Genomic DNA, 13270 nt, shown 5'->3' with positions numbered 1-13270 from the left:
AAAAGGTCACAATATGAGTCCCTTTACTACCGTACAGCGTACAAAAGCGCTGGTCTGGCTTTCGCTTTTCCATTTGCTGGTGATCACCTCCAGCAACTATCTGGTGCAGCTCCCGATCTCCATTTTCGGTTTTCATACCACCTGGGGCGCGTTCAGCTTTCCGTTTATTTTCCTTGCCACCGATCTGACGGTGCGGATTTTCGGCGCTCCGCTGGCGCGACGCATTATCCTGGCTGTGATGATCCCGGCATTGCTGATCTCCTACGGCGTCTCCTCCCTGTTCTATATGGGCGAGTGGCAGGGTTTCGCCGCGCTGACCCACTTTAACCTGTTCGTCGCCCGTATCGCGGCCGCCAGCTTTATGGCCTACGCGCTGGGTCAGATCCTTGATGTCCACGTCTTTAACCGCCTGCGTCAAAACCGCCGCTGGTGGCTGGCGCCGACCGCCTCGACCCTGTTCGGCAACGTCAGCGATACGCTGGCCTTTTTCTTTATCGCCTTCTGGCGCAGCCCGGATCCGTTTATGGCGGCCAACTGGGGAGAGATTGCGATTGTCGACTACAGCTTCAAGGTGCTGATCAGCATTGTCTTCTTCCTGCCGATGTATGGCATGCTATTGAATATGCTGATGAAAAGACTGGCAGATAAATCTGATTTATCGGCATTGCAGCCAGGTTAAGAGTACTCACAGGTTGATGTGATAAGATACACGGATGAGCCGTTAATGGCCGTTTATCGAAAGGAAGATGTCAATGCGCAATTTGGTTAAATATGTCGGTATTGGCCTGCTGGTTGTAGGTCTTGCGGCCTGTGATAACAGCGATTCAAAAACGCCAACCGAAGGGGCTGCTGCACAGAGCAACGCCAGTGGACAAACCGTGAGCCTGCTGGATGGCAAGCTGAGTTTCTCCCTGCCGGCGGGAATGACCGATCAGAGCGGCAAGCTGGGCACTCAGTCCAACAACATGCACGTCTACTCTGACGTCACCGGGCAAAAAGCGGTGATTGTGATTGTCGGCGACAGCACCAATGAAGAGTTAAGCGTGCTGGCCCAGCGTCTGGAAGAGCAGCAGCGCAGCCGCGATCCGCAGCTGCAGGTGGTAACCAATAAATCGGTTGAGGTCAAAGGCCACACCCTGCAACAGCTGGACAGCATCATCTCCGCCAAGGGTCAGACCGCGTGGTCTTCCGTACTGCTCGGCAAGATTGACGACAAGCTGCTGACCCTGCAGATCACCCTGCCAGCAGACAACCAGCAGCAGGCGCAGACTGAAGCAGAAAGCATCATCAATACCCTCGCCATCCAGTAACTACTGGCCCGGCGTCGCGGCCTCCGGTTCTACCACCGGGGGCCGTTTTTTTAACTGCCAGCCTAACACCAGCGCCACCGCCACCAGCCCTGCAGCCACCAGATAAATCGCCGATATTCCAACCCACGCCATCAGCAAGCCCGCCAGCGGCCCGGTTACCCCTAACGAAAGATCCATAAATACCGTGTAGGTCGCCAGCGCCGAGCCCTGATTCTGCTGCGGTACCGCCTTCACCGCCACTACGCCCAGCGCCGGGAAGACCAGCGAAAAACCGGCGCCGGCCAGGAAGGTACCGATTTTCGCCATCAACGACGTTTCTGCCAGCCCCACCAGCAACAGCCCGACGATCTCCACGCTGAAGCACAGCATCGCTACGTTCAGTCCGCCCAGACGCTGAATACCGTTGGGGAACAGCAGACGGGTGCCGACAAACGCACAGCTAAACAACGTCAGCGCGAACGCCGCGCCATCCCAGCCTTTGGCATCGTAAAACAGCGTGATAAAGGTCGCGATGGCCCCAAATCCGGCGGACGCCAACGCCAGCGCCATGCCATAGGGCCAGACCCGGCCCAGCACCGCGCGAAACGACATAGCCTTGCCCCTGGTCGCCTTGACCGCCGCCTTGGGCAGCGCGCAGAGAATCGCCACCAGCGCCACGGCCATAATCGTCAACGCCAGCCCTTTCAGCCCCACGAGGGAATAACAGAGCACGCCAAGCGGTGCACCAATCGCCATCGCCCCGTAGGTCACGATGCCGTTCCACGAAATCACCCGTCCGATGTGCAACGAGCCGACGACGCCCACGCCCCACAGGGTCGAGCCGGTACCGGCAAAGCTTTGCCCAATGCCGAGAATCACGCGTCCCAGGCACAGCAGCGTCAGGCTGATCAGCGGCCAGTCGTCGCCAACCGCCGCCAGCAGATAGCTCAGGCCGCTGAGGAAGCAGCCGCACAGCCCGAAGACCACAATCTTTTTTGGCCCCAGCAGATCAGCGTAGCGCCCGGCATGCGGGCGACTGAGCAGCGTGGCAAAGTATTGCAAACTGATCACCAGCCCCGCCCAGAAGGCGCTGAACCCCATAACATCGTGCACATAGCCGGGCAGTACCGCCAACGGCAGGCCAATCGTCAGGTAGCTGGCAAAATTAAACATCACAACTGAAACAATCCGCAGATTGAGGCGCAATCCATTCAGCGCCGGTTCGTCAACGGCTTCGGGCATTGGGTTCACCAGATTTTTACAACAGTGTTTCACTATTACCACGTCCCCCACACAAAAGCAGCCTGCTGTGCATAAAATCACGTTTCAGCGGCGTACCGGCGGCGTATGGGAAGAATAGGTTTGTCTATATTTAAATAACTCAGGCGCTGTGGTTAAATATTGCGGATTATTAACTTGCCGGAAAAAATAATGTTAGCGTTCTGAGCAAGATAAATTGCCGTTGCCCGGATATAGTGCACGTTCAGCATCATCCGAGGCCAGTATCGCCCTGTTCGCACGTTTTTATGATCAACACGACCCGACAGAAAACAACGTTGAATTCGAGATAGCTATTTGCCTGGGGTTTTATTTTGACTGAGGATATTCAAGACCTGTGGCCATACTTCATGAGTAAGTACTCAAGCACTCATTCTGACTGAAAAATAGGGGCGGCGAGAGTGAATTCGGCATTCTCCTATGTATTCATCTGCCTGCCGCGGCAATTTGTGGCGCAAATGTCAGAGAGTAGTCATCGGCCTGTTGATGGAATAACGGAATATCGCTATCAGCTGCGAATAATTGCCATAATAAATTGCACTGGCATGCGAAAATAATGAAAATACGCGCTGACTTCACCACCTAATTTGCCAGGCGGTGAATATGCCTGCCGCTATGCCCTCACTCTGCACTGAGCAGCAGATATCCGGTCGGCAGAAAAAGCGGAGCGCTAAAAATCCTGGCTGGTAAAACGCCGTTGGTTCAGACGTTAGCCATACTGTATTCGCGGGCCAGAAGAAAATACAAAGCGGCGTTCAAAAAACGTAGCTGGAATCACCGGTTTATCGCGGATGCGCGTTGATGAAATTCTCACTAAACATAGTTGACTGGCAGGGCAGAGCCCCTGGGCTTAGCGAAACAGCGCAGTGGCAGCAATGGTCACGGCAGCCGCACGCCATCGATCCGGCAGCGCCGCAGGCAAAATTAAGTGAATTACCGATGATGGCCGCCAGACGACTCAGTTCGGGGAGCAAGCTCGCCGTGGAGTGTGGACTGGCAATGCTGCGCCGTCATCACATCGACGCCGTGCTGTACACCAGCCGCCACGGGGAACTGGAGCGCAATTATCGCCTCCTCCACGCTCTGGCGACGGGGCAGGATATCTCCCCTACCGACTTCGCGCTTTCGGTACACAATTCAGCGGTGGGCAATCTGACCATCACCGCTCAACACCCGATTACCTCCTCTTCGCTCTCCGCCGGACGGGACTCCTTCCAGCAAGGGTTATGCGAAGTGATGTGCCTGCTGAGCGCCGGTTATCAGCGGGTGCTGATGGTGGATTTCGACGGTCACCTGCCGGAGTTTTACCATCCGCAGCTGGCCCCTACCATGCCCACCTGGCCCTACGCGCTGGCGCTGGTGATTGAGGCCGGTGACGCGTGGCGCTGCGCCACGACAGGCGACGTGCGCGACGAAGAGCCTGACCTGCCGCAAAGCCTGCTGTTTTTACAGCACTATTTGCAAGACCACGCCGACTTTACCCTGCCGGGCGAACGCCTGCAGTGGCGCTGGAGTCGCGCATGAGCGGCATTATGCAGGGCGTAAACCGGGTCTGGCGCGGCGCCATGACCGGCGTCTGCTTCGCCCTGTTTGGCCTCGGTGGATTAGTGCTGTCCCTTATCTGGTTCAACCTGCTGCTGGTGGTGGTGAGGAATAAAGCCCGCCGCCGCCGTCTGGCACGACGCAGCATCGGGGCCAGCTTCCGCCTGTTTTTAACGGTGGTCCGAGCCGTCGGCGTGCTGGACTACCGCATTGAGGGCGAGGCGATTCTGCGTCAGGAACGCGGGTGCCTGGTGGTCGCCAACCATCCCAGCCTGATCGATTATGTGATGCTGGCGTCGATCATGCCCGAGACCGACTGCCTGGTGAAAAGCGCCTTACTCCACAACCCCTTCGTAAGCGGCGTGATCCGCGCGGCGGACTATTTGATCAACGACCAGGCCGATTCGCTCCTGCCCGCCAGCCAACAGCGGCTGCAGCAGGGCGATACCATCCTGATCTTTCCTGAGGGCACCCGTACCCGCCCCGGTGAGAAAATGACATTACAACGCGGCGCGGCCAATATTGCCGTGCGCTGTGCCAGCGATGTGCGGATCGTGACGATCCGCTGCAGCGAGCACATGCTCGGTAAGCAGTGCAAATGGTACGATGCGCCGCCAACCAAACCGCTGTTTACCATCGAGGTACGCGAGCGGGTAGATATAAGCCAGTTTTACGATGCCAACCTGCATGAACCGTCCCTGGCGGCCAGGCAGCTAAACCGGCATCTTTTGCTCCAGTTACAATCAGGGACTACGCCTGGTTCAGGAATTAATGATGCAAGCGCTCTATCTTGAAATTAAAAAACTCATAATAACTACGCTGAATCTGGACGAACTGTCGCCTGACGACATCGACACCGATGCAGCACTCTTTGGTGATGGACTCGGTCTGGATTCGATTGATGCCCTGGAGCTGGGGCTGGCGGTGAAAAACCAGTATGGCGTTGTGCTCTCTGCCGAAAGCGACGAGATGCGCCAGCACTTTTTCTCCGTTGCTACCCTGGCCGCCTTTATCCACGCTCAACGAACCTGAGGCACGTACCATGACTGAATCCCAAGATATTTATGCAGAAGTCTCGGCACTGCTGGTCAAACTGTTTGAAATCGATCCCGAAGACATCACGCCGCAGGCGCGTCTGTACGAAGATCTCGAGCTGGACAGCATTGACGCGGTCGACATGATCGTCCACCTGCAAAAGAAAACCAGCAAGAAAATTAAGGCCGAAGAGTTTAAAGCTGTGCGCACCGTACAGGATGTTGTTGATGCGCTAGAACGTCTCTCCCGAGAAGCCTGATCCGCATGTCGGAGGCCTTTTCGCGTCGGGGGATACCGCTGCTGACGAATCTGCTGCTGCTCGCCTGGCCTGGGTTAATCTGGCTGGGTCTGGCGCATAACAGTCTGCACTGGCTGCTTCCGGTGATGGCGCTACTGCTGTTTTTACGCTTCTATCAGACCCGGCGTCAGGCCGGGCCTCTGCGCATCGTCACCCAGGTCGTGGCGCTGGCCGGTATCACGCTGTGTACGGCCAGCTATGTGCTGAAAACGCATCAGCTGCTGCTGTTTTACCCGGTGGTGGTCAACGCTGTGATGCTGACCATTTTCGGCGGCTCGCTGTGGTCGGCGATGCCGATCGTTGAACGCCTGGCGCGCTTCCAGGATCCTCAGCTTCCCGCCGCGGCTATCCGCTATACCCGCCGGGTCACGCAGATCTGGAGCCTGTTTTTTATCGCTAACGGCAGTATCGCCCTGTTCACAGCGCTGTATGGCGATATGGTGCTGTGGACCGCGTGGAATGGCATGATCGCCTACCTGCTGATGGGAACGCTGATGGCGGGAGAGTGGCTGGTACGCCGCCGGGTCATTAAGCGAGACGCCGCATGAACGCGCCGCTGCCCATCTCCCGCTGGCTGAGCGCCCCGCGCTCCGCCGATACCCTCATCGCCTGGCAAGGCCAGCAACGCTGGACGGTCGACCACCTGCGCCACGATGTCGCGCGTTGGGTAACTCACCTGGACCAGCAGCAGGGCCAGCGCTGGGCGCTGTGTTTCGACGACAGCTACCTGTTTCTGGTGGCGCTGCTGGCCACCCTGCACGCCGGCAAAACACCGGTGATGCCGGGGCACAGCCGGGTTTCGCTGCTGAATGAACAGCGGGCGCTGTTTGATGGCCTGCTCAGCGATAAACCCCTCGGCTGGAACGGCCCGGCGCTGACCATCAGCAGCTTGCCGCAGGACACGACGCAATCCAGCGCACTACGCGATATCGCCGATGACGCCTGCGTGGAGCTGTTCACCTCCGGGTCAACAGGACAGCCAAAGCGAGTGATCAAGCCGCTGGTATGCCTCGACCGCGAAGCCGCCCTGCTGGCCGCGCACTTTGGCGAACGGCTGGCCGGCTGCCGCATTGTCGCCTCGGTAGCGCCCCAGCACCTGTACGGCCTGACCTTCCGCCTGTTTTTACCGATGGCGCTTGGCCTGCCGCTGCACGCCACGACGCTGAACTACGCCGAACAGCTTAGCGCCCTCAACCCGCAGCATCGTTATGCGTTTATCAGCAGCCCGGCGTTGTTAAAACGTCTGGATGCCCGGCTGACGCCACCGCCGGTGGAGCTGATTGTCTCCGCCGGGGGCCAGCTGGCGTGGCAGGATGTTACCCGCACGGTCGAGTGGCTTAAACGCTGGCCGGACGAGATTTACGGCAGCACCGAAACCGGCGTTCTGGCCTGGCGTTTTCGCGATCGGCCAGACGGTGACTGGCAGCCGCTGCCCGGCGTCAGATTTATGCCACATAACCAGGCATTCCGCGTGTTTTCGCCGCTGATAGCCGAAGAAGACGGCCTGTTACTCGATGACAGCCTGCAGTTCACCGCCAACGGCCATTTCCAGCTGGCAGGCCGCCGTGGACGGGTCGTGAAGATAGAAGAAAAGCGCATTTCGCTCAGCGACATTGAACAGCGCTTGCTGGAGCTGGAAGGCATTCGCGACGCGGTCGCGCTGCTCGTGACCCGCGGCGGTCGCCAGAATATCGGCGTCCTGCTGGTGCTGGATGAACACACCCGCCAGACGTGGCAACACGCCAGCAAAGCCCTTGAACAAACGTGGCGACGGGCGCTGCGCCCGACGCTGGAGCCGGTTGCCATCCCCCGCTACTGGCGCGTTACCGACGATATTCCGGTCAACAGCATGAACAAGCGTGTCTATGCGCAATTACAGGAGTTGTTTCTTGAAACCCCGTGAAATTGAACGCCATCAGGCACAACCCCAGCAGGTGGAGATTGTCCTGCATCTCGACCCGGACCTGCAGTGGTTCCGCGGTCATTTTGCCGTCCAGCCGCTGCTGCCCGGCGTCGCCCAACTGGACTGGGTGATGCATTATGCCACCACGTTGCTGGCGCCAGGCTGGCGGTTCCAGAGCATTCAAAACGTTAAATTTCAGGCGCCGCTGCTGCCGGAGAGCACCGTCACCCTCAGCCTCAGCTGGCAGCCCGAACGCCAGATACTGGCCTTCAGCTATCAACGCCACGATGGCGAGGCGCGTCATACCGCCAGCAGCGGGAAGATCCGCCTATGTCGCTAGTCTTCAAGCCCTGCGTGGTGATCCCCTGCTACAACCACGGTGCCATGATGGCGCAGGTGATTGCCCGCCTGCAGCCTTTCGCGCTGCCCTGCATCGTCGTCGATGACGGCAGCGACGCGGCAACCCGCGAGGTCCTGGCGCAGCTGGCCCTGCAGGAACCGAACCTGACGCTGATCCGCCTGGCGGAGAACGCCGGCAAAGGCAGTGCGGTGATCCGCGGTCTGCAGGCCGCCGCCGACGCCGGGTTCAGCCATGCCGTGCAGGTGGATGCCGATGGCCAGCACGCCATTGAAGATATTCCCCGGCTGCTGACGCAGGCGCAGGCGCACCCTACCGCGCTGATCTCCGGCCAGCCCATTTACGACGACTCCATTCCCCGCTCGCGGCTGTATGGCCGCTGGATAACCCATATCTGGGTGTGGATTGAAACCCTCTCGCTGCAGCTAAAAGACAGCATGTGCGGCTTTCGCGTCTACCCGATTGGCCCGACGTTGCAGCTGGCGCAGCGCGTGGCGCTGGGCAAGCGGATGGATTTCGATACCGAAGTCATGGTGCGCCTCTACTGGCAGGGCCATGACAGCTATTTTGTCCCGACCCGGGTCACCTATCCCGCCGACGGGCTGTCTCATTTCGATGCCCTGAAGGACAACTGCCGCATCTCGTGGATGCACACCCGCCTGTTCCTCGGCATGCTGCCGCGTATCCCTTCCCTGTTGCTGCGCCGCCGGGCGACCCACTGGGCGCGCCAGGATGAGGTCAGGGGATTATGGGGAATGCGTCTGATGCTGCTGGTGTGGCGTCTTCTGGGCCGCAACGTATTCTCATGGCTGCTCTATCCGGTGGTCGGCGTGTACTGGCTGACCGCACATCGCGCCCGTCGCGCCTCGCAGGACTGGCTGGCCCGGGTCCGCGCGCAGCTGACCGCCCGTCGGCTGCCGCTGCCGGCGCATCTCACCAGCTATCGCCATTTCCTGCGTTTTGGCGACGCGATGCTCGATAAAATCGCCAGCTGGCGCGGGGAGCTACGTTTCGATCGCGATGTTGTGTTCGCTCCCGGAGCCGAAGCCGCACTCAATAGCGGCGCCCCTACCGGCAAACTGCTGCTGGCCTCGCACCTCGGCGATGTCGAAGCCTGTCGGGCACTGGCGCAACTGCAGGGCGGTCAGGTCATTAACGCGCTGGTGTTTAGCGAGAACGCCCGCCGCTTTAAGCAGATCATGGAAGAGATGGCGCCGCAGGCCGGGGTGAACCTGATACCGGTCAACGATATCGGCCCGGAAACCGCCATGTTGCTGAAAGAGAAGCTGGAGCGTAACGAGTGGGTGGCTATCGTCGGCGACCGCATAGCCGTAACCCCCCAGCGCGGCGGCGAATGGCGCGTCTGCTGGAGCGAATTTATGGGCCAGCCGGCCCCCTTCCCGCAGGGGCCGTTTATTCTGGCCGCCATTCTGCGTTGCCCGGTACAGCTTATTTTTGCGCTGCGCCAGCAGGGCAAGCTGCATATTCACTGCGAACCTTTTGCCGATCCGCTGGCGCTGCCGCGGGCTGAACGCCAGGCGGCCCTGCAGGAGGCGGTCGATCGCTACGCGCAGCGCCTGGAACACTATGCGCTCCAGTCACCATTGGACTGGTTCAATTTTTTCGATTTCTGGCAGTTGCCGGATGCCAAAGAGAAGGAGTAAAGGGTGCTTAACGATCCCCGTTTTACTACCGAGGTAGAGCTGACCATCCCGTTTCACGACGTCGATATGATGGGCGTGGTGTGGCACGGTAACTACTTTCGCTACTTCGAGATTGCCCGCGAGGCGCTGCTCAACCAGTTTAACTATGGCTACCGGCAGATGAAGGAGTCCGGCTACGTCTGGCCGGTGGTGGACACCCGCGTAAAGTACCGCGATGTGCTGACCTTTGAACAGCGTATCCGCGTGCGCGCCCGGCTCGAAGAGTATGAAAACCGGCTGCGCATCGGCTATGAGATTTTCGCCGCCGACAGCGGCAAACGCACCACCACCGGCTACACCATTCAGGTGGCGGTCCACGAGCAGAGCCGTGAGATGAGCTTTGTCAGCCCGGATATTCTGTTCGAGCGCATGGGGGTGAAGCCATGAGATGGTGGCCTCTGCTGGCGCTGCTGCTCAGCCCGCTGGTCAGCGCCCTGACGCTGGACGATCTTCAGCAGCGCTTTACCGAACAGCCGGTGATCCGCGCCCACTTCGATCAAACCCGTACCATTAAGGATCTGCCGCAACCGCTGCGATCCCAGGGGACGATGTTGATCGCCCGCGACACCGGTCTGCTGTGGGATCAAACCACGCCGTTCCCGATGCAGCTACTGCTGGATGATAAACGGATGGTCCAGGTGGTCAACGGCCAGCCGCCGCAAACCATCACCGCCGAAAACAACCCGCAGATGTTCCAGTTCAACCACCTGCTGCGCGCCCTGTTCCAGGCCGACCGCCGCGTGCTGGAGCAGAATTTCCGCGTCGAATTTAGCGATAAGGGCCAGGGACGCTGGACCCTGAGCCTGACGCCGCTCACCACGCCGCTGGATAAGATCTTCGCCACCATCGATCTGGCCGGGCAGACCTATCTCGACCACATCCAGCTCAATGATAAACAGGGCGATCGCACCGACATCACGCTATCGCAACATCAACTGACTCCCGCGCACCTGACCGATGACGAACGACAACGATTTACCGCACCGTAACCGTCGGAGCATTGCGCTGCTGTGGGGACTCGTCTGCCTGCTGATGCTGGGGGTGTTGTTGACGCTGCTGCCGCAGTCGCGCATCAACAGCAGCGTGCTGGCCATGCTGCCGAAACAGACCCTCGGCGCCATTCCGCCGGCGCTCAACGAAGGCTTTACCCAGCGCCTTGACCGGCAGCTGGTCTGGCTGGTTAGCTCCGGCAAGCAGGCCGACCCGCAGGTGGCGCAAGCGTGGCTCAGCCTGCTGCAACAGTCCCACGCGCTGGCGGAGGTCAAAGGCCCGATGGATGCCGCCAGCCAGCAGGCCTGGGGCAGCTTCTTCTGGCAGCACCGCAACGGGATGATCGACTCCGAGACCCGCGCCCGTCTGCAAAACGGCGGCAGCGCGCAGGCGCAGTGGGTGCTCTCCCAGCTCTATTCCGCCTTCTCCGGCGTCAGCGGCAAAGAGCTGCACAGCGATCCGCTGATGCTGATGCGCGGCTCGCAGCTGGCGATGGCAAAAAGCGGCCAGCGCCTGCAGCTGAAAGAGGGCTGGCTGGTCACTCAGGATGCTCAGGGCAATCACTGGTATCTGATCCACGGCGAACTGGCCGGTTCCTCTTTCGATATGCAGCAGACGCACCGTCTGGTGACCACCCTTTCCGGGCTGGAGCAGACCTTCAAAGCGCGCTACCCGCAGGCGCAGCTGCTGTCACGCGGGACGGTCTTTTACAGCGACTACGCCAGCCAGCAGGCGAAGCAGGACATTTCCACGCTCGGCATCGCCACGATACTCGGCGTGATGCTGCTAATCATCGTGACCTTCCGCTCGCTGCGACCGCTAGTGCTGTGCCTGATTTCCGTGGGTATAGGCGGGCTGGCGGGTACCGTCGCCACGCTGCTGCTGTTCGGCGAACTGCATCTGATGACGCTGGTGATGAGCATGAGCATTATCGGCATCTCCGCCGACTATACGCTCTACTATCTGACGGAACGGATGGTCCACGGCCACGAGAGCACGCCGTGGCAAAGCCTGGCCAAAGTACGCAGCGCGCTGCTGCTGGCGCTGCTGACCGCGGTGGTGGCCTATCTTATTATGATGCTCGCCCCGTTCCCCGGCATTCGCCAGATGTCGGTATTTGCCGCCGTCGGGCTGAGCGCCTCCTGCCTGACGGTGATTTTCTGGCATCCGCTGCTGTCTCGCGGATTGCCGGTTCGCCCGGTTCCGGCCATGGTGCCGATGCTGCGCTGGCTGGCGGCATGGCGGCGCAGTAAAAAACTGTACCTCGGCCTGCCGCTGGCGCTGGCGCTGGTGTCGCTGGCCGGTATCGCCACGCTGCGTATCGATGACGATATTTCGCAGCTGCAGGCGCTGCCGCCGCAGATTCTGGCCCAGGAAAAGGCCATCGTGGCCTTAACCGGCCAGAGCGTCGACCAGAAATGGTTCGTTGTCTACGGGGCGACCCCGCAGCAAACCCTGGAGCGGCTGGAGGCCTTTGTCCCGGCGCTTGAACAGGCCAAAAAACAGGGGACGATCGCCGGGTATCGCACGCTGCCGCTCAATTCGCTGGCCCGCCAGCGCCAGGACCTGACGCTGCTCAAGGCCGCAGTCCCGGCGGTCAGCCAGGCGCTGCAGCAGGCCGGCGTGCAGACGGTTAATGTCGATCTTAACGCCATGCCGGTCACGGTTGAGGACTGGCTTGCCAGCCCGGCCAGTGAAGGCTGGCGCCTGCTGTGGCTGACCCTGAAAAGTGGGGAAAGCGGCGTCCTGATCCCGGTTGACGGCGTGAAAGAAAGCGCGGCATTGCAGGCATTGAGCGAGAAGCAGCCCGGCGTGGCGTGGGTCGACAGAAAAAGCACCTTTGACGGCCTGTTCGCCCTCTATCGGCATATTCTGACGGGGCTCCTGGCGGTAGCGCTGGCGGTGATCGCCTGCGGCGCGATACTGCGGCTCGGCTGGCGCAGCGGGCTGAAAAGCCTCGTGCCGTCGGTGCTGTCGCTCGGCTGCGGGCTGGCGGCGCTCAGCCTGAGCGGCCACTCCGTGAATCTGTTCTCCCTGCTGGCGCTGGTGCTGGTGCTGGGGATTGGCATCAACTACACGTTGTTTTTCAGTAACCCTCGCGGTACGCCGCTGACGTCGCTGCTGGCGATTATTCTGGCGATGATGACCACCCTGCTGACCCTGGGCATGCTGGTCTTCAGCGCCACCCAGGCCATCAGCAGCTTCGGCATTGTGCTGGTCAGCGGTATTTTCACCGCCTTCCTGCTGTCACCGATGGCGATGCCCGGTAAAAAAGAGAAAAAAAGACGATGATCACGCACAGACTGTGGCGCGCCGCCGCGCTGGTTGCCACCCTTATCCTTGCCGGGTGCAGCCACTCGCCAAAACCGCAGGACGGCCGTCCCCAGGCCTGGCTGGAGCCGGGGACCCGCGTTACCTTGCCGCCGCCGGGGATCGCGCCGCCGCTGAGCGCCCAGCAACTGCTGACCGGGCGTTTTCACGGCCAGACCCAGTCACTGCTGGTGATGCTCAATGCCGACGACCAAAAAATCACCCTCGCCGGCCTCTCGTCGGTGGGGATCCGCCTGTTTCTCGTCACCTACGATCAACGCGGACTGCGCGCCGAACAATCGATCGTGGTGCCGCAGCTGCCGCCCGCCAGCCAGGTGCTGGCGGATGTGATGCTCAGCCACTGGCCAATAGCCGTCTGGCAGAAGCAGCTTCCGGCCGGCTGGACCCTGACCGACATCGGCGATCGCCGGGAACTGCGTAACGCGCAGGGCAAGCTGGTCACGGCTATCGTCTATCTGAACCGCCAGGGAAAACGCATGCCCATCAGCATCGAGCAGCTGGCCTTCAAATACCACATCACCATGCAATATCTGGGTGACTGAG

Annotated in this window: 15 protein-coding genes; 14 read left to right on the top strand and 1 reads right to left on the bottom strand. The window is 60.4% G+C overall.

Going from position 1 to position 13270, the window contains the following annotated elements:
* Positions 1–13 precede the first annotated feature (13 nt).
* Both EDF82_RS20125 and EDF82_RS20120 read left to right on the top strand, forming a co-directional pair.
* A complete protein-coding gene (locus tag EDF82_RS20125) occupies positions 14–679 on the top strand; it encodes a 7-cyano-7-deazaguanine/7-aminomethyl-7-deazaguanine transporter (protein ID WP_123757271.1) in 666 nt (221 codons plus the stop codon).
* Positions 680–752: 73 nt separating this feature from the next.
* Positions 753–1310: a DcrB family lipoprotein gene (locus tag EDF82_RS20120; protein WP_123757270.1), complete on the top strand. Its 558-nt coding sequence runs from the start codon at positions 753–755 to the stop codon at positions 1308–1310.
* On the opposite strand, the gene EDF82_RS20115 is transcribed toward EDF82_RS20120, so the two are convergent.
* Complete coding sequence (locus EDF82_RS20115; RefSeq protein WP_123757269.1) at positions 1311–2531, bottom strand: MFS transporter; 1221 nt, start codon at positions 2529–2531, stop codon at positions 1311–1313. It abuts the gene before it with no gap.
* Positions 2532–3368: 837 nt separating this feature from the next.
* Between EDF82_RS20115 and EDF82_RS20110 the strand changes: the two genes are divergently transcribed.
* From EDF82_RS20110 to EDF82_RS20055, 12 genes are read left to right on the top strand one after another with little or no spacing between them, the layout of a single operon-like run.
* The gene (locus EDF82_RS20110; protein ID WP_123757268.1) at positions 3369–4091 is read left to right on the top strand and encodes a beta-ketoacyl synthase chain length factor; all 723 of its coding nucleotides are present in this window, start codon (positions 3369–3371) and stop codon (positions 4089–4091) included.
* On the top strand, positions 4088–4903 hold the full coding sequence (locus EDF82_RS20105) for a 1-acyl-sn-glycerol-3-phosphate acyltransferase (RefSeq protein WP_123757267.1): 816 nt from the start codon (positions 4088–4090) through the stop codon (positions 4901–4903). The genes EDF82_RS20110 and EDF82_RS20105 overlap by 4 nt, the downstream gene beginning before the upstream one ends.
* Complete coding sequence (locus tag EDF82_RS20100; protein ID WP_123757266.1) at positions 4884–5141, top strand: phosphopantetheine-binding protein; 258 nt, start codon at positions 4884–4886, stop codon at positions 5139–5141. The genes EDF82_RS20105 and EDF82_RS20100 overlap by 20 nt, the downstream gene beginning before the upstream one ends.
* A 10-nt stretch (positions 5142–5151) precedes the next feature.
* Complete coding sequence (locus EDF82_RS20095) at positions 5152–5403, top strand: acyl carrier protein (protein WP_123757265.1); 252 nt, start codon at positions 5152–5154, stop codon at positions 5401–5403.
* A gap of 5 nt (positions 5404–5408) precedes the next feature.
* Entirely contained in the window at positions 5409–5990 is a 582-nt protein-coding gene (locus EDF82_RS20090) for a hypothetical protein (RefSeq protein WP_123757264.1), read from the top strand.
* Positions 5987–7345, top strand: a complete 1359-nt coding sequence (locus EDF82_RS20085) for an AMP-binding protein (RefSeq protein WP_123757263.1) — start codon at positions 5987–5989, stop codon at positions 7343–7345. Before EDF82_RS20090 ends, EDF82_RS20085 begins: the two co-directional genes overlap by 4 nt.
* Positions 7332–7685, top strand: a complete 354-nt coding sequence (locus EDF82_RS20080) for a hydroxymyristoyl-ACP dehydratase (protein WP_123757262.1) — start codon at positions 7332–7334, stop codon at positions 7683–7685. Before EDF82_RS20085 ends, EDF82_RS20080 begins: the two co-directional genes overlap by 14 nt.
* Complete coding sequence (locus EDF82_RS20075; RefSeq protein ID WP_123757261.1) at positions 7676–9367, top strand: glycosyltransferase; 1692 nt, start codon at positions 7676–7678, stop codon at positions 9365–9367. The genes EDF82_RS20080 and EDF82_RS20075 overlap by 10 nt, the downstream gene beginning before the upstream one ends.
* Positions 9368–9370: 3 nt before the next feature.
* Positions 9371–9793, top strand: coding sequence for a thioesterase family protein (locus EDF82_RS20070; RefSeq protein ID WP_123757260.1), 423 nt, complete (start codon positions 9371–9373; stop codon positions 9791–9793).
* Positions 9790–10395, top strand: coding sequence for an outer membrane lipoprotein carrier protein LolA (locus EDF82_RS20065; protein ID WP_123757259.1), 606 nt, complete (start codon positions 9790–9792; stop codon positions 10393–10395). The genes EDF82_RS20070 and EDF82_RS20065 overlap by 4 nt, the downstream gene beginning before the upstream one ends.
* Positions 10364–12688: an MMPL family transporter gene (locus EDF82_RS20060; RefSeq protein WP_123757258.1), complete on the top strand. Its 2325-nt coding sequence runs from the start codon at positions 10364–10366 to the stop codon at positions 12686–12688. Before EDF82_RS20065 ends, EDF82_RS20060 begins: the two co-directional genes overlap by 32 nt.
* Positions 12685–13269 carry a DUF3261 domain-containing protein gene (locus EDF82_RS20055; protein WP_123757257.1) on the top strand — a complete coding sequence of 195 codons (585 nt, stop codon included), beginning with the start codon at positions 12685–12687 and terminating at the stop codon, positions 13267–13269. Before EDF82_RS20060 ends, EDF82_RS20055 begins: the two co-directional genes overlap by 4 nt.
* Position 13270: the final 1 nt, after the last annotated feature.

This window comes from Klebsiella sp. BIGb0399 (assembly GCF_003752615.1).
Classification (GTDB): domain Bacteria; phylum Pseudomonadota; class Gammaproteobacteria; order Enterobacterales; family Enterobacteriaceae; genus Klebsiella; species Klebsiella lignicola.
Note: the sequence above shows the minus strand (reverse complement) of the source record. Positions and strands in the feature narration are given on the sequence as shown.

Excerpts from the sequence above, each read along its gene's own strand:
- EDF82_RS20125 (WP_123757271.1), top strand. The coding sequence starts at position 14 with ATGAGTCCCTTTACTACCGTACAGCGTACAAAAGCGCTGGTCTGGCTT.
- EDF82_RS20120 (WP_123757270.1), top strand. The coding sequence starts at position 753 with ATGCGCAATTTGGTTAAATATGTCGGTATTGGCCTGCTGGTTGTAGGT.
- EDF82_RS20115 (WP_123757269.1), bottom strand. The coding sequence starts at position 2,531 with ATGCCCGAAGCCGTTGACGAACCGGCGCTGAATGGATTGCGCCTCAAT.
- EDF82_RS20110 (WP_123757268.1), top strand. The coding sequence starts at position 3,369 with ATGAAATTCTCACTAAACATAGTTGACTGGCAGGGCAGAGCCCCTGGG.
- EDF82_RS20105 (WP_123757267.1), top strand. The coding sequence starts at position 4,088 with ATGAGCGGCATTATGCAGGGCGTAAACCGGGTCTGGCGCGGCGCCATG.
- EDF82_RS20100 (WP_123757266.1), top strand. The coding sequence starts at position 4,884 with ATGCAAGCGCTCTATCTTGAAATTAAAAAACTCATAATAACTACGCTG.
- EDF82_RS20095 (WP_123757265.1), top strand. The coding sequence starts at position 5,152 with ATGACTGAATCCCAAGATATTTATGCAGAAGTCTCGGCACTGCTGGTC.
- EDF82_RS20090 (WP_123757264.1), top strand. The coding sequence starts at position 5,409 with ATGTCGGAGGCCTTTTCGCGTCGGGGGATACCGCTGCTGACGAATCTG.
- EDF82_RS20085 (WP_123757263.1), top strand. The coding sequence starts at position 5,987 with ATGAACGCGCCGCTGCCCATCTCCCGCTGGCTGAGCGCCCCGCGCTCC.
- EDF82_RS20075 (WP_123757261.1), top strand. The coding sequence starts at position 7,676 with ATGTCGCTAGTCTTCAAGCCCTGCGTGGTGATCCCCTGCTACAACCAC.
- EDF82_RS20065 (WP_123757259.1), top strand. The coding sequence starts at position 9,790 with ATGAGATGGTGGCCTCTGCTGGCGCTGCTGCTCAGCCCGCTGGTCAGC.
- EDF82_RS20060 (WP_123757258.1), top strand. The coding sequence starts at position 10,364 with ATGACGAACGACAACGATTTACCGCACCGTAACCGTCGGAGCATTGCG.
- EDF82_RS20055 (WP_123757257.1), top strand. The coding sequence starts at position 12,685 with ATGATCACGCACAGACTGTGGCGCGCCGCCGCGCTGGTTGCCACCCTT.